Consider the following 21,368-nt stretch of genomic DNA (forward strand, 5'->3'; position numbering starts at 1 on the left):
GTGGCCCCCGGGCCCACGCCCCCGCGGGCGTCCGCGCAGCCCCCCGGGGCGGCCGGGGGGGGGCCCGGGGGGCGGGGCGGGGGGGGGCGGGGGGGGCCGGGGGGGGGGGCCGCCGCCCGCCGCCCCGCCCCGGCGTTCGTCCAGCGTGTGCGCGCCCCGGCGGGCGTGCCGTGCGCGGCTCAGAAGCCGCCGGCCTGCTCGTCCCGACGACGCTGCCAGCGCTGTTCCACCCGGTCCATCATCCCGGCCTTGCGGCGGGGCGCGGCGGCCGGCCGGGGGCCGGAGCCCTGGCCGGCGGGGCCGCGGCGCCAGCCGGTCACGGCGAACACCGCGCACCCGAGCATCACCAGGAAGCCCACGACGCTGACCCAGATCTGGTCGGGGACGACCATGCCGCCCATCAGCAGGCCGATGCCCACCACGAAGCCGGCAACGGCCAGGTACACCCGCCGGCGGGTGTAGGTGCGCAGCCCGGTTCCCTCAAGCGCCGTCGCGAATTTGGGATCTTCGGCATACAGCGCTCGCTCCATCTGGTCGAGCAGTCGCTGCTCGTGCTCCGAGAGCGGCACGGAGTCCTCCTACTCGTCGGTCGCGGGTGCGACCGGTCCGCCACCCCGGTCGGGGAGGCAAAGTCCAATCAGCCTTCGGGGCACACGGTCGGACGCCTGTGCGGGGGGACCCGGCCCGTGTCGTCCATATGCCCCACGCATCCGGCTGTCATGCTTTCCGGCTTTACCCAGATCATACGGTCCGTGGGCCCGTTACGGAGTGGTCTGCGCCGCGTGGGACGGGCCACTTCGACCGGGCACGGCCGCACCCGGCTCAACGCCACGGGACGCGGACAAGTGCCCGAACGGGTGGAATCGGTTCGGACCTGGGCAGGTTCGGGACCACCCGGACGAGGCCGGGGGGCGTCCGGAAGGCGAACTGCCGCCGCACGGTGTGCGAACCGTACGGCGGCGGACGGTCCCGCGGCCGCTCAGGCCAGGGTGGCCAGCAGGTGCAGCTGGGTCGCCACGGCGTGGAACGCGGGCTGCTCGGCGGCGGCCTCCTCCAGCTTCAGCAGCGCCTCCATCGCGCCCGGCTCGGCGTCCACCAGCACCCCGGGGACCAGGTCGGCGAAGACCCGGACGCCGTGCACCGACTCCACCCGCAGACCCGCGCCCTCGGCCAGCCGGCCCAGCTCCTCGCCGGTGAAGCGGCGCGGCATCGGGTCCTGCTCGCCCCAGCGGCCGTCGGTCGCGGACAGCACCGTACGGGCCTCGGTGAAGTGGCCGGCCAGCGCGCGGGCCAGCACGGCGCCGTTGCGGTTGGCGGCCAGCAGGCTGACCAGGCCGCCCCGGCGCAGGGTGCCGGCCAGGCTGCCGAGCGCCTCCGCCGGGTCGTCCACGACCTCCAGCACGCCGTGGCAGAGCACCGCGTCCACGGTGCCGGGGGCGACCAGCTCGGGCAGCGTCTGGGTGTCGCCCTGGACGGCCCGGACCAGCTCCGTCACCCTGGCCTCGGCGGCCCGGCGCTCCAGCGCGAACAGCGCGTCCGGGCTGGGGTCGACCACGGTGACCCGGTGGCCGAGCTTGGCCACCGGCACGGCGAAGTTGCCGGTGCCGCCACCGGTGTCGACCACGTCGAGCACCGGCTGGTCCAGCTCGGCCGCCCGCTTCTCCAGGGCGGCCCGCACCACCTCCCACACCACGGCGGTACGCAGGGCACTGCGGGGACGCGTCGGGTACAAGGCGGGGCTCCTCGGCACATGCAGATCGATCAGGATGCCTCCACCTTAGACCGGGCGGGTGGCGGGGCCCGTCACCCCCGGCGGGTCGTCGCCGTCCAGCGGCAGCCGCGGGGCCGGCGGGGTCGGGCGCAGGCCGAGCAGGCGCTCGACCAGGCGCAGGAACAGGGCGGAGTTGCGGACCAGGTCGTCGGCGTCACGGGCCGAGGCGGCACCCCTGATCCCGGCCTCGGCGGCCGCCCGGCGGCGGGCGCCGGCGCCGTAGTAGAGCGCCCACTCGGCCAGCTCGGGGGCCACCTCGGGCAGCACCTCCCAGGCACTGCGGATGGCCTTGCGCCGGCGCGGGCTCTTCTCCGGCCGCCCCCGCACCGCGAGCACGGCCGCCACCGTGCGCAGCGCGGCCAGGTGGGCGGTGGCGTACCGCTCCAGCGGGTCCTCCAGCACGCGGGCCCGGGCGAGCGTGCGGTGGGCGTCGGCGAGCAGGTCGAGGGCGGCCGGCGGCGCGGCGGTCCGGCGCAGCACGGGGTGGACGTCCCCGCCACCCGGGCGCCCGCCCGGGGAGGACGGCGGGGCGGCGGAGTGGAGGCGGGCGGTGACGGGCTCAGGACGGCTGATGGTCATGGTCTCCCCCGTTCCGAGGCAGCGCGCGGACCGGGCGGTCCGTGCCCCTCCATCGTGAACGGGACCACTGACAACGCGGCCCGAAACGGGTGAGCGGCGGCGGGCACCGGCCTGTCCCCCCAGGTCCTGTGCCGCCGCCGTACGCCGCCGCTCCGCCGTTCCCCACAGGCGGCGGTGGCCAGCTCCCCCTTCCGGTGGCCGGTCTCCCCCCGGCCCGCTCCGCCGCCCCGTGTCGGCGGTGCGAGGCCCGTGACCGGCTCCCGCGGCGGACCTCCGCCGCCGCCCCGCCGACCCCTCATCTGCCGGCTGGGCGGACGGATCCGCCACCCGGGGCGGGGCGCCCGACGCGCCGCCTTCCCGGTGCCACCACTCTCCCGTCCCGGCAGGTCGGCGGGCCATCCGCTGACGTACTCAACCCCGGATCTGAGTACGCGTACTCAGATCCGTCGGCCCCGGACCCGGCCGTGGCCGGAACCGGCGGGCCGACCCGGCACGTCCGGGTACGGTACGGCCGTGGCCGGGGCGGACCGGCCACGGCCACGAGAAGGAGGGGGAAAGCGATGAGGAGGGGGAAGCCATGACGATCGTGCCGCTGATCTTCACCAGCGGACTCGCCAGCGGTATCAACGCCTACGCGGTGGTGCTGCTGCTCGGACTGCTGGGCCGCTTCGGCGGCGCGGACTCGGTACCGCCCGCACTGGAGCGCACCGACGTGCTGGTCGCGGCCGCCGTACTGTTCCTGCTGGAGGCGGTGGCCGACAAGATCCCGTTCGTCGACAGCCTCTGGGACTCCGTGCACACCGTGATCCGGCCGATCGCGGGCGCCACCGTCGGCGCGCTGATCGCGAGCACCGACCCGGGCTCGCTCGGCGAGGTCGCGGCGGGCGCGATGGGCGGCACCACGGCGCTGGTCAGCCACCTGGTCAAGGCCTCGCTGCGGATGGCGGTCAACACCTCGCCCGAACCGGCCAGCAACATCGCGGTCAGCATGGCGGAGGACCTGTCGGTGGCCGGGCTGGTATCCCTGGCGATCTTCCACCCCTGGCTGGCCGCCTCGATCGCCGCCGTCCTGCTCGCCGTCGGCCTGCTGCTGGTCTGGTTCGCGGTCAACCGGATCCGCGCCTTCCGGGCCCGCCGCCGCGAACGCCGCGCCGCCCGCGACGCCGGGTCCGCCGCCCGCGGGCAGGAGGCGGACCGGCCGTACGTCCCGCGGCGCTGAGGACGGCGCCCGCCCGGTCCGGCCCGGCCCAGGTCACGGCCTAGGATCAGGTGCCATGGCACGGATCGTCATCATCGGCGCAGGAATGAGCGGGCTCGCGGCGGCCTCCAGGCTGGCCACCCTCGGACACCGGGTGACGGTCTGCGAGGCCGGCGGCACGTACGGGGGCATGGTCGGCCGGTACGAGCGCGACGGATTCGCCTTCGACACCGGCCCCGGCCTGCTGACCCTCCCGGCCGTCTACCGCGACCTCGCGCTGAAGACCGGCAAGGAGCCGCTGGAGCAGCTCGTCGACCTCGCCCCGGTGGACCCGGAGAGCCGGCACCTGTTCCCGGACGGCACCGCCGTCAGCCTGCCCAACGCCTCCCGCGGCGGCGTCAGCCAGGCCCTGGACGCCGCCTTCGGCGCCGGCTCGGGCGCCCGCTGGAGCGCGGTCATGAACCACGGCCGGACGGTCTGGGAGGCCACCCGCCGCCCGCTCCTGGAGGAGCCGCTCCCGGCCGACCGGTCGCCGCTGCACACCGACCCCTACCCCGTCCCGCCCCGGCGCGGCCTGCTCGCCCGGCTCGGCCGGCCCCGCCCGTGGACCCTCGCCGACGTCGCCGCCCGCGAACTCGGCGGCCACCCCGGCCTCACCGCCCTGCTGGCGGAGCACGCCCTGCGTTTCGGCCTGCCCCCCGGGTCCGCCCCCGCCGGGGCCACCGTGCTGCCGTACATGGAGCAGTCCTTCGGCGTCTGGTACGTCCGGGGCGGCCTGCGGGCCCTGGCGGACGCGGTGCACCGGCGCTGCGAGCTGCGCAAGGTGGAGTTCCGCTTCGACACCCCGGTCACCGGGGTACTGGTCGAGGACGGCCGGGCCCGTGGCGTCGACACCCCGGGCGGGCGGATCGACGCGGACCTGGTGGTCTCCTCGATGGACACCAGGGCGCTGTTCCGTGACGGTCTCGCCCGGTGGCCGGAGCTCGGGCCCGACCACGGGGAGCCGTCCGAGGTGCCCGGCCGGTTCAGCGTGCTGCTCGCGCTGCGCGGCGCCCGGCCGGCCGGCACCCCGCACCGGACGGTGGTGCACGCCGCCGACCCGGCGGCCGAGCAGAACGCCCTGACCCTCCCGGCCCCGCCCTGCGAGCGCCCCACCCTCCAGGTGCTGCGCCCGGACGATCCCTCGCTGCGCCCCGACGACGCGCACGAGAGCGTGGTGCTGACCGCGACCGTCCCCGCCCAGGGCGACGTCGACTGGACGGCGCCCGGGGTCGCCGAGCGCCACGCGGACCGGCTGCTGGCGCACGCCGACGCCGCCGGCCTGGGCCTGCGCGAACGGATGCTGTGGCGGGTCGTGCGCACCCCGGACGACACCCGCCGGGAGACCGGCGCCCTCGGCGGGTCGGTCCCCCGCCCCGCGCTCGCCGGAGACGGCGGCGGATGGCTCCAGCCCGCCAACGAGTCGCCCGTCCCCGGCCTCTACCTGATCGGCGGAGCGGCCCACCCCGGCGGCGGACTGGCCCGGGCCGGCATGTCCGCCTGCATCGCCGCCAACCTGATCGGCCCGGCGTAGGGGCCCTGGCGCCGGACCTCAGCCCTGGGGCCAGGTGTTCTGCTGCTGGTAGCCGTAGGTGTGGTCGTAGGACTGCTGCTGCGGGATGCCCTGGGGGTGCTGGCCCGGCTGCTGGCCGGGGTGCTGCTCCAGGTGTTGCTCGGGGTGCTGCTGCGGGGTCTGCCACTGCTGCTGGGGGTGCTGCTCCCAGCCGGGCTGCTGCTGCGGGTAGGACTGGTACTGGTCCTGCTGCGGGTAGCCGTTGTACGGGTCGGACTGCTGGGGGTAGGCCCCGTAGCCCTGGTCGTAGGCGAAGGCCGGCTGCTGCTGGCTCTGCCACTGCTGCTGCTCGTAGGCCGGCTGCGGCTGGGCGGCGTTGTCGTAGCCGGACTGGTAGGCCTCGGCGTAGGGGTCGTGCGGCGCCTGCGCCTGCTGCTGCTCGTAGTAGGCGGGCGCGTAGACGCCGTCCTGGGCGAGTTCCTGCATCTCGAAGGCGGCGGTCTGCTCGACCTCGGGGACGTCCTCGGCAACCGGGGCGGGGGCGGCGACCGGGGCCTCCTCGACGGCGCTGACCTCACCGATCCGCTTGTCGGTGGCCTCGACCGCGGCCACGGCGGCCGCGCCGCCGGTGAGGGCGCCGAGCAGGGGCACCTTGGCGAGCGGGCCGGGCAGCGAGCCGTCGGCCTTGCGCAGCGACCAGCCGGCCCGGTAGCCGCGCTTGACGGAGAGGGTGACGAAGGTCTGGCCGGCCGCGAAGAGGGCGGCGCCGGCGCCGATCACCGGGACGGAGCCGAGCACCATGCCGGCGGCCACTGCCAGGAAGCCGACCAGGGCGAGGGCCCGCCAGTGCAGCGGGGCCCGGTTCTGCAGCAGGACCTCGGCGACCAGCCAGAGCGCCACCACCGCCAACGCGACGTACAGCAGCAGGTATCCGATGCCCATCCGCCCGCTACCTCCAGTCGCGTGCCCGCGCTCGCCGCGCGTGTGCGGCGACTGTACCGGTTCAACGGCCGGGGTACCGCATCGCGTTCCCGCCGGTCGCGGCCGGGGCCCACACGACCGAGCCCGTCACCGTCGGGGCGGTGACGGGCCGGTGAACGTCCGGGCCCGCGGGCCCGATCGGCCCGGCGCAGGACCCCCGACGGGGCGCCGGACGGGGCCTACGCGTGGCGCTGGTGCAGGCCGAGGTTCTGGTAGATCTCCAGCGTCGCCGTGGAGTGGTTGAGCGTGATGAAGTGCAGGCCGGGCGCACCCTCGGCGAGGAGGCGTTCGGCCATCGCGGTGGCGTGTTCCATGCCGATCGCGCGCAGCGCCGCCGGGTCGTCGACGGCGGCCCGCAGCCGGGCCTCCAGGTCGGCGGGGAAGGCGGAGCCGCTCAGCTGGGGGAAGCGTTCCAGCTGCTTGGCGTTGGTGACCGGCATGATCTCCGGGATGATCGGCGTCTCGCAGCCGGCGGCGGTGACCCGGTCGCGCAGCCGCAGGTAGTCGTCGACCTCGAAGAACATCTGGGTGATCGCGTAGTCGGCGCCCGCCCGGACCTTGCCGACGAAGTGCCGGATGTCCTCGTCCCAGTCGGTGGAGCGCGGGTGCATGTTCGGCGAGGCGGCGACGCCGACGCAGAAGTCGCCGATGCCCTTGATCAGCTCGACCAGCTCGTACGCGTACGTGACGCCGTCGGGGTGCCTGACCCATTCGCCCATCGGGTCGCCGGGCGGGTCCCCCCGGACCGCGAGGACGTTGCGCACGCCCTGGTCGGCGTACTGGCCGATGATGTTGCGCAGTTCGGCGATCGAGTGGTCGACGGCGGTCAGGTGGGCGACCGGGGTCAGCGTGGTCTCGGTGGCGATCCGGCCGACCATGTTGACGGTGCGCTCGCGCGAGGAGCCGCCGGCGCCGTACGTCATGCAGACGAAGTTGGGGTCCAGCGGTTCGAGCCGACGGATGGCGTCCCAGAGTCTCTGCTCGCCGACCTCGGTGCGCGGGGGCATGAACTCGAAGGAGAAGGACCGCTTTCCGGCTGCCAGGAGTTCGCGGACCGTCAGTGCGCGGTCCGGTCTGGTGGAAGCGATGCCGAGTGCCATGCTGGCAGGTTATCCGGCGTTCGAAGGGGCCGGACAACTCGGTACCACGGATTGAGACAAGCGGTGGACGATACTCCGTCCGGTGGTCCGTCGAATTCCGACCGGCGTTCGGGGCCCGCGCCGGGTGTGCCCGCACGCCCGCGCGCACGCCCGCTCGCACATTCGTTCCCGGCTACCCCGCTACGCTTGCTGCACCCCAGCGAACCAGCGGAGCCTCATCGTGACCTCGTCCAGCAACCGGCCGGCCAACCCCATAGACGTGGAGGACGTCCGCGCGTGCGTCAACGCCGCCCTCGCCGCGTTCATGGACGGCCAGTCCGCCCTGTTGGACAAGATCTCCCCGCAGCTCGTGCCCGCCGCCGACGCCCTGCGCGACTTCCTGCTGGACGGCGGCAAGCGGCTGCGCCCGGCCTTCTGCTACTGGGGCTGGCGCAGTGCCGGCGGCCCGGCCGGCGGCGAGGGCATCGCGAACGCGGCGGCCGCGCTGGAACTGCTCCAGGCGAGCGCCCTGGTGCACGACGACCTGATGGACCGCAGCGACACCCGCCGCGGCCTGCCCTCGATCCACCGCCGCTTCGAGGCGCTGCACCGGGCGAACGGCTGGCGCGGCGACCGCGAGCAGTACGGCGCCTCGGCGGCGGTGCTGCTCGGCGACCTGCTGCTGATCTGGTGCGACGAGCTGTTCCTGCGCTCGGGCCTGGAGCCGGCCGCCGTGCTGGCCGCCAAGCCGGTGTTCGACCTGATGCGCACCGAGGTCATGGTCGGCCAGTACCTGGACGTCCTGGAGCCGGTGGCCGGCGACTCCGCCGACGAGGGCGCGCTCGACCGGGCGCAGACGGTGCTGCACTACAAGTCGGCGAAGTACACGATCGAGCGGCCCCTCCAGGTCGGCGCGCTGCTGGCCGGGGCCGGCCCGGAGCTGGTGGCGGCGCTGGGGGCGTTCGGGCTGCCGCTGGGCGAGGCCTTCCAGCTGCGGGACGACCTGCTCGGCGTCTTCGGCGATCCGGCGGTCACCGGCAAGCCGGCCGGGGACGACCTGCGCGAGGGCAAGCGCACCCTGCTGGTGGCGCACGCGATGCGGGGCCTGCCGGCCGCCGACGCCCGGCACCTGGACGAGCGGCTCGGCGCGCCGGACCTGGTGCCCGAGGAGGTCGCCGGGCTGCGCGACCTGGTGGCCCGCAGCGGCGCGCCCGAGCGGGTGGAGCGCCGGATCGACGAGCTGATGCGGCAGTCCCTGGCCGCGCTGGAGGCGGCGCCGCTGGCCGACGAGCAGGCCCGCACGGTGCTGCTGGCCCTGGCCGAGGCCGCCACCGTCCGCAAGTACTGAGATCCGCACGCAGGGGGATCCGCAGGTACGGGGAACGGTGACGGCCCCCGGGGCCGTCAGGCCGAGCGCACCCGCCGGGCAAGCTCGGCGGCGGCGGCCTGCGGGTCGTCGGCGGCCGTGATGGCACGGACCACGACGATCCGGCGGGCGCCGGCGGCCAGCACCTCGTCGAGGTTGCCGAGGTCGATGCCGCCGATGGCGAACCACGGCCGGTCGGTGCTCTGCTTCGCCGCGTACGAGACCAGGCCGAGGCCCAGCGCCGGGCGGCCCGGCTTGGTCGGGGTCGGCCAGACCGGGCCCGTGCAGAAGTAGTCCACGCCGGGCTCGGCGAGCGCCGCGTCCACCTCGGACTCGGCGTGGCAGGACCGGCCGATCAGCACCTCGTCGCCGAGGATCGCCCGGGCGGCCGGCACCGGCAGGTCGTCCTGCCCGAGGTGCAGCACGTCCGGCCGGGCCACGTGCGCGACGTCGGCGCGGTCGTTGACGGCCAGCAGCTTGCCGTGGCGGCGGCAGGCGTCCGCGAAGACCTCCAGGGCCGCCAGCTCCTGCTTGGCCTCCAGGCCCTTGTCCCGGAGCTGGACGATGTCCACCCCGCCCGCCAGCGCCGCGTCCAGGAACTGGGCGAGGTCGCCCTGCTCCCGGCGGGCGTCGGTGCACAGGTACAGCCGGGCGTCGGCCAGCCGCCGGCGCGGTGCGTCCGCCGCCATCAGATCAGCATCGCCTGGGCGCGCCGCTTGACCTCGGTGCCGCGGTTCTCCTGCAGCGCCTGGATCGGGCTGCCGGGCAGCGACGGGTCCTCGGTGAAGAGCCACTCCAGGATCTCCACGTCGTTGTACCCGCAGTCGCGCAGCACGGTCAGGGTGCCGGACAGGTGCTTGACCAGCCCCTGGCCGTCGATGAACGCCGCAGGGACCTGCAGCGACTTGTTGGGGCCCCGCCGGACGGCGATCAGCCCGCCGCTGCGGACCAGGTCGCGCACCTCGGTGACGCGCACCCCCCACTGCTCCGAGATGTCGGGCAGGTACATCCACTCGGAAACCAGGGCTTCGATCTTGCTTTCAATCTCACTCACGCCACCAGACTGCCACCTCCACAGCCCCCCGCGCACCAGCTGCTACCCCGCGACCGCCGACTTCAGCGGCACCGAGGGGTCCGCCGCGCGGGCCCGGTCCAGCGCGGTGCCGCGCTCGATCAGCCGGCGGCCCTGGGTGAGGTCGCGCGGCCGGTCGACGGCCAGCAGCGCGCTCGGCACCCCGTCGCGCAGCCAGAGCGCCGTCCAGGAGGCGTCCTGCGGGCCGCCGCGCCACAGCAGTTCGTCGCCCTCGGCGTGCCGCCCGGCGTACTGGACCATCCGCCCGAACTGCTCCGACCAGAAGTACGGCACCGGGTCGTACGGCGGCGCGTCCGCGCCGAGGACGGCGGCCGCCACGGCCTCGCCGGACTGCAACGCGTGGTCCCAGTGCTGGACGGCCAGCCGGGCGCCGGAGCGGGCGGACGGGTAGCTGACGCAGTCCCCGGCCGCGAAGACGCCGGGCAGGCCGGTGCGCAGCCGCCCGTCCACCAGGACGGCGCCGGTGCCGTCCAGCTCGACGCCGGAACCGGCCAGCCAGCCCGTCGCGGGCCGGGCGCCGACGCCGACCACGACCTCGTCGGCGGGCAGGTGCGAGCCGTCCGCCAGCAGCACCGCGCCCTCCTCGACGGCGGCCACGCCGACCCCGCAGCGCAGGTCGACACCGGCCTCGGCGTACCAGGCGGCCATCGCCGAACCGACCTCGGCCGGCAGCGCGCCGGGGACGGGCGCCGGGCCCGCCTCGACCACCGTCACCTCGCAGCCGGCCGCGCGGGCGGCGGTGGACACCTCGGCGCCGATCCAGCCCGCGCCGACCAGCACCAGCCGCAGGCCGGGCCGCAGCAGGGCACGCAGCGCCAGCGCGTCGTCCAGGGTGTGCAGCAGGTGCGCGCGCTCGGCGCCGGGCAGGGCGCGCGGGGTGGCGCCGGTGGCGATCACCAGGGCGTCGTACGGGAGGTCGCCGGCGTCGGTGTGCAGCACGCCGGGGGCGAGGCCGGTGGCGCGGCGGCCGGTGAGCAGTTCGATGCCCAGGTGCGGGTAGTCGATGTCCAGGGTGGTGGCGTCGGCCTTGCCGAGCAGCACGTCCTTGGAGAGCGGCGGCCGGTCGTACGGCGCGTGCGGCTCCTCCCCGACCAGCGTGATCCGCCCCCGCCAGCCGCCCTGCCGCAGCTTCAGGGCGCACTGCGCCCCGGCCAGCCCGGCCCCGACGACGACCACCTGATCCGTTCCGTTCAGCTCTGCCACGCCCGTCACTGTACTCAGCGCCCTGCCGGGGCCACCGGCCCGTCCACCCCGCGTACGGGCCTTCGGCCGGGCCCGCCCCCGGCGTTATGGTGGGGGCACCATCACGGGAGCCCGGCGTACCGGGCTGAGAGGCGGGCTGGCACGGCCCGCGACCGTCCGAACCTGATCCGGGTCATTCCGGCGAAGGGAGAAGAGCAGCCTTGTCACGCTTGCCCGAGGAAACCCACGCCGACGTGTTGGTGATCGGCGGGGGCGTCATCGGCCTCGCCGTCGCCTGGCGCGCCGCGCAGCGCGGGCTGGGGAACATCGTCGTGGTCGACCCCTCCCCCGGCGGCGGGGCGGCCGGGGTCGCGGCCGGGATGCTCGCCCCGGTCACCGAGCTGCAGTACGGCGAGGAGCCGCTGCTGCGCCTCGGCATGGCCTCCAACCAGCGGTACGGGGACTTCGCCGCCGAGCTCACCGAGGCGAGCGGCGGCCTGGACACCGGGTACCGCCGGTGCGGCACGATCGCCGTCGCGCTGGACTCCGACGACCGCGAGGAACTGCGCGAGCTGCACGCCTTCCACCAGCGGCTCGGCCTGGACTCGGCCTGGCTGACCGGCCGGGAGGCCCGCAGGCTGGAGCCGATGCTCGCCCCCGGCGTGCGCGGCGGCCTGCACGTCGCGGACGACCACCAGGTGGATCCCCGCCGGCTGCTGACCGCCCTGGTGGCCGCCTGCGAGCTCGCCGGGGTCGTGCTCCACCGGGCCGAGGCCGTCGGGCTGCTGGTCGAGGACGGCCGCGCGGTCGGCGCCCGGCTCGGCACCGGCGAGACACCGAGGGCCGACCAGGTGGTGCTCGCGGCCGGCCCGCACAGCCACCGGCTGCCCGGGCTGCCGGAGGGCGTGCTGCCGGCCGTCCGCCCGGTGAAGGGGCAGATCCTGCGGCTGCGGATCCCCGAGGCGTACCGGCCGTTCCTGTCCCGCAACGTCCGCGCGGTGGTGCGCGGACAGCACCTGTACCTGGTGCCCCGGGAGAACGGCGAGCTGGTGATCGGCGCGACCACCGAGGAGCAGGGCTACGACACCACGGTCACCGCCGGCGGGGTGTACGAACTGCTGCGCGACGCCCACGAGTTGGTGCCGGGCATCACCGAACTCCCGCTGCTGGAGACCTCGGCCGGGCTGCGTCCCGGTTCGCCGGACAACGCCCCGCTGCTGGGCCCGACCGCGCTGCCCGGGCTGGTCGCCGCCACCGGCCACTACCGCAACGGCGTGCTGCTCACCCCGGTGACCGCCGACCTGCTCGCCGAGTACCTGGCGACCGGCGAACTCCCCGAGCTTGCAAAGCCGTTCACGCCCACCCGGTTCTCCCCCGACCGCTCCACCACGAAGGCCTCCGCATGACCGAGATCGCACCACCCCAGACCACACCGGCCCAGACCACACCGGCCGAGATCGGGCTGACCGTCAACGGCGAGCCCCGCCGGGTGTCCGCCACGACCACCCTCGCGGAGGTGGTGGCCACCCTCAGCGCCGCCCACAGCGGCGTCGCCGCCGCCCTCAACGAGGCCGTGGTGCCGCGCAGTTCGTGGCCGGCCACGGAACTGTCGGCGGGCGACCGGATCGAGATCCTCACCGCCGTCCAGGGAGGCTGACATGGCTGACGACCTGCTGACCATCGCCGGGGAGTCCTTCGGCTCCCGGCTGATCATGGGCACCGGCGGCGCACCCAGCCTGGAGATCCTGGAACGGGCGCTGCTGGCCTCCGGCACCGAGCTGACCACCGTGGCGATGCGCCGGGTCGACGCCGGCACCCAGGGCTCCGTCCTGGACGTGCTGACCCGCAACGGCATCCGGGTGCTGCCCAACACGGCGGGCTGCTTCACCGCCGGGGAGGCCGTGCTGACCGCCCGGCTGGCCCGCGAGGCGCTCGGCACCGACTGGGTGAAGCTGGAGGTGATCGCCGACGAGCGGACCCTCCTGCCGGACCCGATCGAGCTGCTGGACGCCGCCGAGACCCTGGTCGACGACGGCTTCACGGTGCTGCCGTACACCAACGACGACCCGGTGCTGGCCCGCAAGCTGGAGGACGTCGGCTGCGCGGCGATCATGCCGCTGGGCTCGCCGATCGGCTCCGGCCTGGGCATCCGCAACCCGCACAACTTCCAGCTGATCGTGGAGGACGCGGGCGTCCCGGTGATCCTGGACGCGGGCGCCGGCACCGCCTCGGACGTCGCGCTGGCGATGGAGCTGGGCTGCGCGGCGGTGATGCTCGCCTCCGCGGTGACCAGGGCGCAGGACCCGGTGCTGATGGCCGAGGCGATGCGGCACGCCGCCGAGGCGGGCCGGTTCGCCCACCGGGCCGGCCGCATCCCGCGCCGGTTCCACGCCGAGGCCTCCTCGGCGATGGCCGGCCGGGCGGAGCTGGACACCCGCGAGCACCCGGCGTTCTGACGCCCTGGCGCCCGGCACCCACCCGCGTGTGCCGTGTCACAAACCGGGCACAGCCGGGCCCGGAGGGGATGTCCTCCGGGTCCGGCTGCCGCCTGCGGCCCTAGACTCTCCGGGTGGACATGGCACTGCACGACCCCCTGATCGGTACCCTGCTCGACGGCCGGTACCGGGTCGAGCAGCGCATCGCGACCGGCGGGATGTCCACCGTCTACAAGGGCACCGACACCCGGCTGGACCGGGTCGTCGCCCTCAAGGTGATGCACCCCGCGCTGGCCGGGGACGACGGCTTCACCGCCCGGTTCATCCGCGAGGCCAAGGCCGTCGCCCGACTCTCCCACCCGAACGTGGTGAACGTCTTCGACCAGGGCGCGGACGGGGCCAACGTCTTCCTCGCCATGGAGTACGTGCCCGGCCGCACCCTGCGGGACCTGCTGCGCGACCGCGGCGCGCTGTCCGTGCGGGCCGCGCTGGACGTGCTGGAGCCGGTGCTGGCCGCCCTCGGCGCCGCCCACCGGGCCGGGCTGGTGCACCGGGACGTCAAGCCGGAGAACGTGCTGATCACCGAGGACGGACTGGTCAAGGTCGCCGACTTCGGCCTGGTCCGGGTCCTCGGCACCGCCGACGGCGCGCCCACCTCGACCAGCACCGCGACCGGCGGCACGGTCCTCGGCACCGTCTCCTACCTGGCCCCCGAGCAGATCCTCCCGGACGCCCCCACCGACCAGCGGGTCGACGTCTACGCGGCCGGCATCCTGCTCTACGAGATGCTCACCGGCCGCCGCCCGCACACCGGCGACAACCCCGTCCAGGTGATGTACAAGCACCTGCACGAGGACGTCCCCGCCCCCTCGCTGATCGCCCCGGCCGTCGGCCCCGGGCTGGACGCCATAGTGGCCGGCGCCTGCGCCCGGACGGCCGAGGCCCGCCCGTACGACGCGGTCGAACTGCTCGCCGCCCTCCAGCGGATCCGCCGCACGCTCACCCCGGCCGAGCTGGACGCCGAGCCGCCGGCCTCCACCCGGCCCAGCCCGCGCTACCCGACCAGCGAGCCGACCTCGGTGATCCAGCAGCCGGCGGGGCCCGTCGACGCCGGGGCGCCGGAGCCCACCAGCGTGCTGGACGTGCCGGCGGAGCTGCTGGACCAGCTGCTGGTCGAGCCGCGCCCGTACGACGAGCCGACCCCGGTGCGCGGGCGCCGGCCCGGCCTGCTGCGCCGCCTCCCCCGCAAGCCGCTGATCTGGGTCGCCGCGCTGACCGCCCTGGTGCTGGCGGTCGGCGGTGCGACGTACGGGCTGTCCGAGGGGCTGTACGGGCCGGTGCCCGGCGTGCTCGGCAAGGACCGGGCCGAGGCGCAGCGGATCCTGGACAAGGACGGCATGCACGGCCGCTTCGTCGAGGCGTTCAGCGAGAGCGTCCCGGCCGGGCAGGTGATCGCCACCGACCCCGGAGTGGGCGCGCGGACCCGCAAGAGCGACACCGTGACGGTGACCGTCTCCAGGGGCCCCAAGCGGATCGCGGTGCCGGACCTGGCCGGGAAGACCGCCGACCAGGCCGCCGACGCGCTGACCGCGGCCCAGCTGACCAGGGGCGGCGTGACCGGGACGTACGACGACACCGTGCCGGAGGGCGTGGTGATCAGCAGTTCGCCGGCGGCCGGGCAGCTGCTCCAGGAGAACACCGCGGTCTCGCTGGTGGTCAGCAAGGGCATGGTGCCCGTCCCGGACGTCACCGGGATGAGCAAGGACGACGCGGCGAAGGCGCTCCAGGCGGCCGGCTTCACGATGCAGACCAGCGGGGTCAACCTGTTCGGCACCGGCAAGGTGTCCAGTCAGTCCCCGGCGGCCGGCGAGCGGCGCCCGCAGCACACCGCGGTGACGGTCAACTTCCCCTTCTTCTAAGGGGATTCCTCCGAACGTCGGCCCGCCCTCAGCGCAGCGGGCCGTCGCCCGGCTCCTCCTGGTGGGAGTAGCGCTGCTCGCGCCACGGGTCGGCGAGGTTGTGGTAGCCGCGCTCCTCCCAGAAGCCCCGACGGTCGGCCCGCATGTACTCCACCGCGCGGACCCACTTGGGGCCCTTCCAGGCGTACAGCCCGGGGACGATCAGCCGGACGGGGAAACCGTGCTCGGCGGTCAGCGGCTCGCCGTTGCGGTGGGTGGCGAAGATCGTCCGCGGGTCGGCGAAGTCGGCCAGCCGCAGGTTGGCGCTGTAGCCGTACTCGGCCCAGACCATCACGTGAGTGACGCCGGGCGCGGGGGGCTCCAGGTCGAGGAGGGCGGCGGCCGGCACGCCCGACCACTCGTTGCCGAGCAGCGTGAACTTGGTGACGCAGTGCAGGTCGGCGACGACGGTGGTGCGCGGCAGGGCGTGGAAGGCCTCGAAGTCCCAGCTGTGCTTCTCCGCCGAGGCGGTGGCGCCGAACACCTGGAGGTCCCAGGTCAGCGGCTTGAAGCGGGGTACGGGCCCGTAGTGCAGGGCGGGCCAGCCGCGCTGCACGCGCTGCCCCGGGGGGAGCCTCGGGTCAGACGGCGGAAGCGGTTCTTGTTCGGACTGACCCATGACTCCATGGTGACAGACGGCGGCCGACGCGCCGTGCGCGCCCCTTCGCGCGACCACACGCCCCGCCCCCAAGAACCGGTGATCGGGCCCGTATCGGCTCAAATCGGATATTCCAAAACATGTCCTAGTGAGTGTGAACTTACTGGAATTTTCTCCCATTTCGATGCCAGGATGCGCAGCGCAGGAGTCACAACAGGCCGTAGCGCAGGGAGGCACCAGCCATGCAGGGCGACCCAGAGGTCATCGAGTTCCTCAACGAGCAGCTCACCGCGGAGCTCACCGCGATCAACCAGTACTTCCTGCACGCCAAGATGCAGGAGAACTTCGGCTGGACGAAGCTCGCCAAGTACACCCGGCACGAGTCCTTCGACGAGATGAAGCACGCCGAGACCCTCACCGACCGGATCCTCTTCCTGGACGGGCTGCCGAACTACCAGCGGCTGTTCCACGTCCGGATCGGCCAGACGGTCAAGGAGATGTTCGAGGCGGACCGCCAGATCGAGGTCGAGGCGATCGACCGGCTGAAGCGCGGGATCGTGGTGATGCGCGCCAAGAACGACGTCACCTCGGCGAACATCTTCGAGGACATCCTGGCCGACGAGGAGCACCACATCGACTACCTCGACACCCAGCTGGAGCTCCTGGAGAAGCTCGGCGAAGCCCTCTACCTCGCCCAGGTGATCGAGCAGCCGGACTCCTGAGCCCTCAGGCCGCGCGCAGCGGGGCGACCGGGGTCGGGGCGGCCTGAGTCACGGTGGCCACCGGCGCGGACGCGGCCTGGTCCTGCGGGTCGGCCAGGCCGAGCTTCGCGGCGAGGCGGGCGGTCGGGCAGGGCCGGGCGCCGTGCTCGCCGAGCAGGGCCTGGATCCGGCGGACGCAGGATCCGCAGTCGGTGCCGGCCTTGCAGCCCCGGGCGATCTGGCGCGGGGTGCCGGCCCCGGCGTCGATCGCCTTCTTCACCTGGTCCTCGGTGACCGCATGGCACATGCACACGTACATCGCGGACTCTCCAGGGTGGTGCGGCGCCGACCGGCGGAACGATCTTGACTAAGGCTTGCCTTACTTCACTAAGCCTCACCTTACCCGGCGATCCGGGCACGAAAAAGCCCCTCCGGGCTCGGGGACCCCGAATCCGGAGGGGCTTTCGTCACATTCGTTCACCGGTGACCCGCCGGCGGCGGCTCACCCGTGGCAGCTCCCGTGGCAGCTCACTGGCCGCGGTACATCTCCGCCACCAGGAACGCCAGGTCCAGCGACTGGCTGCGGTTGAGCCGCGGGTCGCAGGCCGTCTCGTAGCGCTGGTGCAGGTCGTCGACCAGCACCTCGTCGCCACCGCCGACGCACTCGGTCACGTCGTCGCCGGTCAGCTCCACGTGGATGCCACCCGGGTGGGTGCCCAGCGCGCGGTGCACCTCGAAGAAGCCCTTGACCTCGTCGAGCACGTCGTCGAAGCTGCGGGTCTTGTGGCCGCTGGAGGCCTCGAAGGTGTTGCCGTGCATCGGGTCGCAGATCCACACCGGCTGGGCGCCGGACGCGGTGACCTTCTCCACCAGGGTGGGCAGGTGGTCGCGGACCTTGCCCGCACCCATCCGGGTGATGAAGGTGAGGCGGCCGGGCTCGCGCTCCGGGTCCAGCTTCTCGATCAGGGTCAGTGCCTCGTCGACCGAGGTGGTCGGGCCGAGCTTGACGCCGATCGGGTTGCGGACCTTCGAGGCGAACTCGATGTGCGCGTGGTCCAGCTGGCGGGTGCGCTCGCCGATCCACACCATGTGGCCGGAGACGTCGTACAGCTCGCCGGTGCGCGAGTCCACGCGGGTCAGCGCGGTCTCGTAGTCGAGGATCAGCGCCTCGTGCGAGGAGAAGAACTCGACGGTCTTGAACTCCTCCGGCGCCACACCGCAGGCGTTCATGAACGCCAGGGCGTTGTCGATCTCCCGGGCGAGCTGCTCGTAGCGCTGGCCGGCCGGCGAGTTGCGCACGAAGTCCTGGTTCCAGGCGTGCACCTGGCGCAGGTCCGCGTAGCCACCGGTGGTGAACGCGCGCACCAGGTTCAGCGTCGCGGCGGACGCGTTGTACATCCGCTTGAGGCGCTCCGGGTCCGGGATGCGGGACTCGGGGGTGAAATCGAAGCCGTTCACCGAGTCGCCGCGGTAGACCGGCAGCGTCACGCCGTCGCGGGTCTCGGTCGACTTGGAGCGCGGCTTGGAGTACTGGCCGGCGATCCGGCCCACCTTCACGACCGGCACCGAGGCCGCGTACGTCAGCACGGCGGCCATCTGCAGCAGGGTCTTCAGCTTGTTGCGGATGTGCTCCGCCGAGACGCCGTCGAAGGCCTCGGCACAGTCACCGCCCTGCAGCAGGAAGGCCTCCCCGCGCGCCACGGCGCCGAGCCGGGCGCGCAGCTGGTCGCACTCGCCGGCGAACACGAGCGGCGGATAGGAGGCGAGCTCGGCAAGGGTCTTGCGCAGAGCCTCTTGGTCCGGCCATTCAGGCTGCTGCGCCGCGGGCAGGGACTGCCAGGAGTGGCCAGTCCTCGATGTCTCAGTCGTCACGGTCACACCACCAAGGCTACGGGGTGACCCGAGCGATTCGTGACCATTGCCCGAGGGGTGAGACATAACTCGGACAAACACGTGACCGGGCTCACCCTCCCCGCACGATCCGCTACGCTCGAACCATGCACGCGCCCCACACCCACTCCTGGTGGTGGGCCTCCCCCAAGGGTGGCCCACCGATCGCGCGTTCCTAGACGAACACGACGGCCGCCCCTCGGGGCGGCCGTCGGCGTATGCGCAGACGGCCCTCCGGGAGCGGATCCCAGCACCGCACCTCACCAGTCCCCCGGAAGGAAGCCGCTCCGTGACCGCCACCGCCGACCTGCTCGCCCGCCTCACCGCTCCCGACGCGCCCGCGTTCGCCCTGCTGCACCGCCGCACCCCCCGGCTCGCCCCGGACACCGTCGAGGTGCTGATGGGCACCGTCGACAGCTACCGGAACCTCGCCGACCTGCCGGTCCGCACCGGCGTCCCGGCCGACGGCCCCGTGCACGACCTGCTCGCGCTCGTCCCGTACCGGCAGATCCGCGAGCGCGGCTTCGAGGCGCACGACGACGGGACCCCGCTGCAGGCCCTCTCGGTGGCCGAACAGCACACCCTGCCGCTGGCCGAACTCACCGCCGCCCTGCCGCAGTCGCCGGTCTCGCTCACCGGCGGCTCGTTCGACATCGACGACGAGGCGTACGCCGCGATCGTCCGCCGGGTGATCGAGGAGGAGATCGGCAACGGCGAGGGCGCCAACTTCGTGATCCGGCGCGACTTCGGCGCCACCCTGGAGAACTTCTCGCCCGCACTCGCGCTCACCCTGTTCCGGCGGCTGCTGGAGCAGGAGCGCGGCGCCTACTGGACCTTCCTGGTGCACACCGGAGAACGCGTCCTGGTCGGCGCCTCCCCCGAGGTGCACGTCCGCCAGAGCGGCGGCACCGTCGTGATGAACCCGATCTCCGGCACCTACCGCTATCCGACCGGCGGCTCGGACATCGACTCGCTGCTCCGGTTCCTCCACGACCCCAAGGAGCTGGAGGAACTGACGATGGTCGTCGACGAAGAGCTCAAGATGATGTGCACGGTCGGCGACCTCGGCGGCCAGGTGCTCGGGCCCCGGCTCAAGGAGATGTCCCACCTCGCCCACACCGAGTACGAGCTGCGCGGACGCACCTCGCTGGACGTCCGCGAGGTGCTCCGCGAGACGATGTTCGCCGCCACCGTCACCGGCAGCCCGGTCCAGAACGCCACCCGGGTCATCAAGCGGTACGAGCCCGGAGGGCGCGGCTACTACTCCGGCGCGCTCGCCCTGATCGGCCGCTCCGCCAGCGGCGGACAGCTGCTGGACTCGCCGATCTGCATCCGCACCGCCGACATCGACCCGGCCACCGGCCGCCTGGTCGTCCGGGTCGGCGCCACGCTGGTCCGCCACTCCGTCCCCGAGTCCGAGGTCGCCGAGACCCACGCCAAGGCCGCCGGGGTGCTCACCGCGATCGGCGCCCGGCCCGCGCCCGCCCGGCTGCCCGGCTGCCCGGCCCCACCGGCCCCCGGCTGGCCGACGACCACCGCGTCCAGGCCGCCCTGGACGCCCGGCGGGCCGACCTCGCCCCGTTCTGGCTGCGGATGCAGACACCGACCGTGGTCACCGAGCCCGCGCCGACCCTGGTGGTCGACGGCGAGGACACCTTCACCTCGATGCTCGCCCACCTGCTCACCTCGATCGGCCACCAGGTCAGCGTCGTCCGCTACGACGCGCCCGGGCTGCCCGCCCTGCTGGCGGCGCACCGCGGACCGCTGGTGCTGGGCCCCGGGCCCGGCGACCCGGCGCTCGCCGACGACCCCAAGATGGCCCTGCTGCGGCCGGTCGTCGCGGACGCCCTGGCAGCCGTCCAGTCCGGGGCCCGCACCGCGCCGCTGCTCGCGGTCTGCCTCAGCCACCAGCTGCTCTGCGGCGAGCTCGGGCTGGCGCTGGGCCGCAAGGACGTCCCGTACCAGGGCGCGCAGGAGAGCATCGACCTGTTCGGCACCAAGCACACCGTCGGCTTCTACAACACGTTCACCGCGCGCTGCTCGGACGCCGACGCGGCCCGGCTCGCCGCGCGGGGCGTCGAGGTCGCCCGGGACGCCGCCACCGGGGACGTCCACGCGCTGCGCGGGCCCGGCTTCGCCGGCCTCCAGTTCCACCCCGAGTCGGTGCTGACCCGCGACGGCGTCGGCATCGTGGCGGGCCTGCTGCGCGAGGCGGCGGCCGTCCGCGGCTGAGCAGCCGGTGGGGGGCCGGTCCCGGGAGACCGGCCCCCGCCGCACGCGGGATCGCCGAGGCGGCCGGATCCCACCGGAGCCGTCAGATGTCGTCGTCCAGCCCCTGCTCGATCGCGTACCGCACCAGTTCCACCCGGTTGTGCAGTTGCAGCTTGCCGAGCGTGTTCTGGACGTGGTTCTGCACCGTCCGGTGCGACAGCACCAGCCGGTCGGCGATCTGCCGGTACGACAGGCCCTTGGCCACCAGGCGCAGGACCTCGGTCTCCCGGGCGGTCAGCTGCGGGACGGCCGGCGCGGAGGCCGGGGCCGGTTCGGCGGCCAGCCGGCGGAACTCGCCCAGCACCAGGCCGGCCAGGCCCGGGGTGAACACGGCGTCGCCCACGGCCGTGCGCCGCACCGCGTCCAGCAGCTCCTCCCGCCCGGCCGACTTGACCAGGTACCCGGTCGCGCCGGACTTCACCGCCTCCAGCACGTCCTGGTGCTCGCCGCTGGCCGAGAGCACCAGCACCCGCACCGCCGGGTCCTGCGCGACCACCTGGCGGCACACCTCGGCGCCGGGCAGACCGGGCAGGTTGAGGTCCAGCACGACGACCTGCGGCGAGCAGGCGCGGGCCCGGCGCACGGCCTCCTCGCCGTCGCCCGCGGTGGCCACCACGTCCAGCCCGGCCTCGGCGAGGTCCCGCGAGACGGCGTCGCGCCACATCGGGTGGTCGTCCACGACCATCACCCGTATCGGCCGGTCAGTCGTCGGCT

Annotated in this window: 20 protein-coding genes, 1 pseudogene and 1 riboswitch; of the genes and pseudogenes, 9 read left to right on the plus strand and 12 right to left on the minus strand. The window is 74.3% G+C overall.

Going from position 1 to position 21,368, the window contains the following annotated elements; genetic code table 11:
* Positions 1–179: 179 nt before the first annotated feature.
* From ACIOGZ_RS27695 to ACIOGZ_RS27705, 3 genes are all read right to left on the minus strand, one after another.
* Positions 180–569: a DUF3040 domain-containing protein gene (locus ACIOGZ_RS27695; RefSeq protein WP_350884379.1), complete on the minus strand. Its 390-nt coding sequence runs from the start codon at positions 567–569 to the stop codon at positions 180–182.
* A gap of 410 nt (positions 570–979) precedes the next feature.
* Positions 980–1,732 (minus strand): methyltransferase domain-containing protein, encoded by a 753-nt coding sequence (locus ACIOGZ_RS27700; protein ID WP_400987819.1) that lies wholly within the window; start codon positions 1,730–1,732, stop codon positions 980–982.
* A 45-nt stretch (positions 1,733–1,777) separates the two neighbouring features.
* The gene (locus ACIOGZ_RS27705) at positions 1,778–2,344 is read right to left on the minus strand and encodes an SAV_6107 family HEPN domain-containing protein (RefSeq protein WP_400805702.1); all 567 of its coding nucleotides are present in this window, start codon (positions 2,342–2,344) and stop codon (positions 1,778–1,780) included.
* A gap of 583 nt (positions 2,345–2,927) precedes the next feature.
* Between ACIOGZ_RS27705 and ACIOGZ_RS27710 the strand changes: the two genes are divergently transcribed.
* Together ACIOGZ_RS27710 and ACIOGZ_RS27715 are read left to right on the plus strand one after the other, a co-directional pair.
* Entirely contained in the window at positions 2,928–3,569 is a 642-nt protein-coding gene (locus tag ACIOGZ_RS27710; protein WP_400805647.1) for a DUF4126 domain-containing protein, read from the plus strand.
* A gap of 55 nt (positions 3,570–3,624) precedes the next feature.
* Positions 3,625–5,121: a phytoene desaturase family protein gene (locus ACIOGZ_RS27715; protein WP_400987821.1), complete on the plus strand. Its 1,497-nt coding sequence runs from the start codon at positions 3,625–3,627 to the stop codon at positions 5,119–5,121.
* Positions 5,122–5,139: 18 nt separating this feature from the next.
* Here the strand turns inward: ACIOGZ_RS27715 and ACIOGZ_RS27720 are convergent, their stop codons facing one another.
* Both ACIOGZ_RS27720 and metF read right to left on the minus strand, forming a co-directional pair.
* Positions 5,140–6,042: a hypothetical protein gene (locus ACIOGZ_RS27720; RefSeq protein ID WP_363582944.1), complete on the minus strand. Its 903-nt coding sequence runs from the start codon at positions 6,040–6,042 to the stop codon at positions 5,140–5,142.
* Between the two features lie 218 nt (positions 6,043–6,260).
* A complete protein-coding gene (metF, locus tag ACIOGZ_RS27725) occupies positions 6,261–7,181 on the minus strand; it encodes a methylenetetrahydrofolate reductase [NAD(P)H] (RefSeq protein ID WP_363582946.1) in 921 nt (306 codons plus the stop codon).
* Positions 7,182–7,401: 220 nt separating this feature from the next.
* On the opposite strand from metF, the gene ACIOGZ_RS27730 reads away from it, so the two are divergent.
* Positions 7,402–8,508, plus strand: coding sequence for a polyprenyl synthetase family protein (locus tag ACIOGZ_RS27730; protein ID WP_400805642.1), 1,107 nt, complete (start codon positions 7,402–7,404; stop codon positions 8,506–8,508).
* A gap of 56 nt (positions 8,509–8,564) precedes the next feature.
* Here ACIOGZ_RS27730 and thiE read toward each other — a convergent pair whose 3' ends face one another.
* Genes thiE through ACIOGZ_RS27745 form a run of 3 tightly spaced genes read right to left on the minus strand, consistent with a single transcriptional unit; the run spans position 8,565 to position 10,831 of the window.
* Positions 8,565–9,215 carry a thiamine phosphate synthase gene (gene thiE / locus ACIOGZ_RS27735; RefSeq protein WP_400987824.1) on the minus strand — a complete coding sequence of 217 codons (651 nt, stop codon included), beginning with the start codon at positions 9,213–9,215 and terminating at the stop codon, positions 8,565–8,567.
* Positions 9,215–9,580, minus strand: coding sequence for an Rv2175c family DNA-binding protein (locus ACIOGZ_RS27740; RefSeq protein ID WP_350884398.1), 366 nt, complete (start codon positions 9,578–9,580; stop codon positions 9,215–9,217). The genes thiE and ACIOGZ_RS27740 overlap by 1 nt, the downstream gene beginning before the upstream one ends.
* 42 nt (positions 9,581–9,622) lie before the next feature.
* Entirely contained in the window at positions 9,623–10,831 is a 1,209-nt protein-coding gene (locus ACIOGZ_RS27745) for an FAD-dependent oxidoreductase (RefSeq protein ID WP_363582952.1), read from the minus strand.
* Positions 10,832–10,915: 84 nt separating this feature from the next.
* A riboswitch (TPP riboswitch) is annotated at positions 10,916–11,028 on the plus strand.
* 3 nt (positions 11,029–11,031) lie between these two features.
* On the opposite strand from ACIOGZ_RS27745, the gene thiO reads away from it, so the two are divergent.
* From thiO to pknB, 4 genes are all read left to right on the plus strand, one after another.
* Positions 11,032–12,207 carry a glycine oxidase ThiO gene (gene thiO / locus ACIOGZ_RS27750; protein WP_400805639.1) on the plus strand — a complete coding sequence of 392 codons (1,176 nt, stop codon included), beginning with the start codon at positions 11,032–11,034 and terminating at the stop codon, positions 12,205–12,207.
* Complete coding sequence (gene thiS / locus ACIOGZ_RS27755; RefSeq protein WP_363582956.1) at positions 12,204–12,458, plus strand: sulfur carrier protein ThiS; 255 nt, start codon at positions 12,204–12,206, stop codon at positions 12,456–12,458. Before thiO ends, thiS begins: the two co-directional genes overlap by 4 nt.
* A 1-nt stretch (position 12,459) precedes the next feature.
* Positions 12,460–13,257, plus strand: coding sequence for a thiazole synthase (locus ACIOGZ_RS27760; protein ID WP_363582958.1), 798 nt, complete (start codon positions 12,460–12,462; stop codon positions 13,255–13,257).
* Positions 13,258–13,376: 119 nt separating this feature from the next.
* Entirely contained in the window at positions 13,377–15,155 is a 1,779-nt protein-coding gene (pknB, locus tag ACIOGZ_RS27765) for a Stk1 family PASTA domain-containing Ser/Thr kinase (protein WP_400987876.1), read from the plus strand.
* 28 nt (positions 15,156–15,183) lie between these two features.
* Here the strand turns inward: pknB and ACIOGZ_RS27770 are convergent, their stop codons facing one another.
* Entirely contained in the window at positions 15,184–15,813 is a 630-nt protein-coding gene (locus tag ACIOGZ_RS27770) for a molybdopterin-dependent oxidoreductase (protein ID WP_063347259.1), read from the minus strand.
* A 221-nt stretch (positions 15,814–16,034) separates the two neighbouring features.
* On the opposite strand from ACIOGZ_RS27770, the gene bfr reads away from it, so the two are divergent.
* Positions 16,035–16,514, plus strand: a complete 480-nt coding sequence (gene bfr, locus ACIOGZ_RS27775) for a bacterioferritin (RefSeq protein WP_363582962.1) — start codon at positions 16,035–16,037, stop codon at positions 16,512–16,514.
* A 4-nt stretch (positions 16,515–16,518) separates the two neighbouring features.
* Here bfr and ACIOGZ_RS27780 read toward each other — a convergent pair whose 3' ends face one another.
* Complete coding sequence (locus ACIOGZ_RS27780) at positions 16,519–16,812, minus strand: (2Fe-2S)-binding protein (protein ID WP_363618862.1); 294 nt, start codon at positions 16,810–16,812, stop codon at positions 16,519–16,521.
* 209 nt (positions 16,813–17,021) lie between these two features.
* Positions 17,022–18,431: a class II 3-deoxy-7-phosphoheptulonate synthase gene (locus tag ACIOGZ_RS27785; protein ID WP_380336515.1), complete on the minus strand. Its 1,410-nt coding sequence runs from the start codon at positions 18,429–18,431 to the stop codon at positions 17,022–17,024.
* Between the two features lie 241 nt (positions 18,432–18,672).
* Between ACIOGZ_RS27785 and ACIOGZ_RS27790 the strand changes: the two are divergent.
* Positions 18,673–20,615, plus strand: a pseudogene (locus tag ACIOGZ_RS27790) (anthranilate synthase family protein).
* 82 nt (positions 20,616–20,697) lie between these two features.
* Here the strand turns inward: ACIOGZ_RS27790 and ACIOGZ_RS27795 are convergent.
* A complete protein-coding gene (locus tag ACIOGZ_RS27795; protein WP_400987878.1) occupies positions 20,698–21,348 on the minus strand; it encodes a response regulator in 651 nt (216 codons plus the stop codon).
* Positions 21,349–21,368 lie beyond the last annotated feature (20 nt).

The organism is Kitasatospora sp. NPDC088160, assembly GCF_044741445.1.
Classification (GTDB): domain Bacteria; phylum Actinomycetota; class Actinomycetes; order Streptomycetales; family Streptomycetaceae; genus Kitasatospora.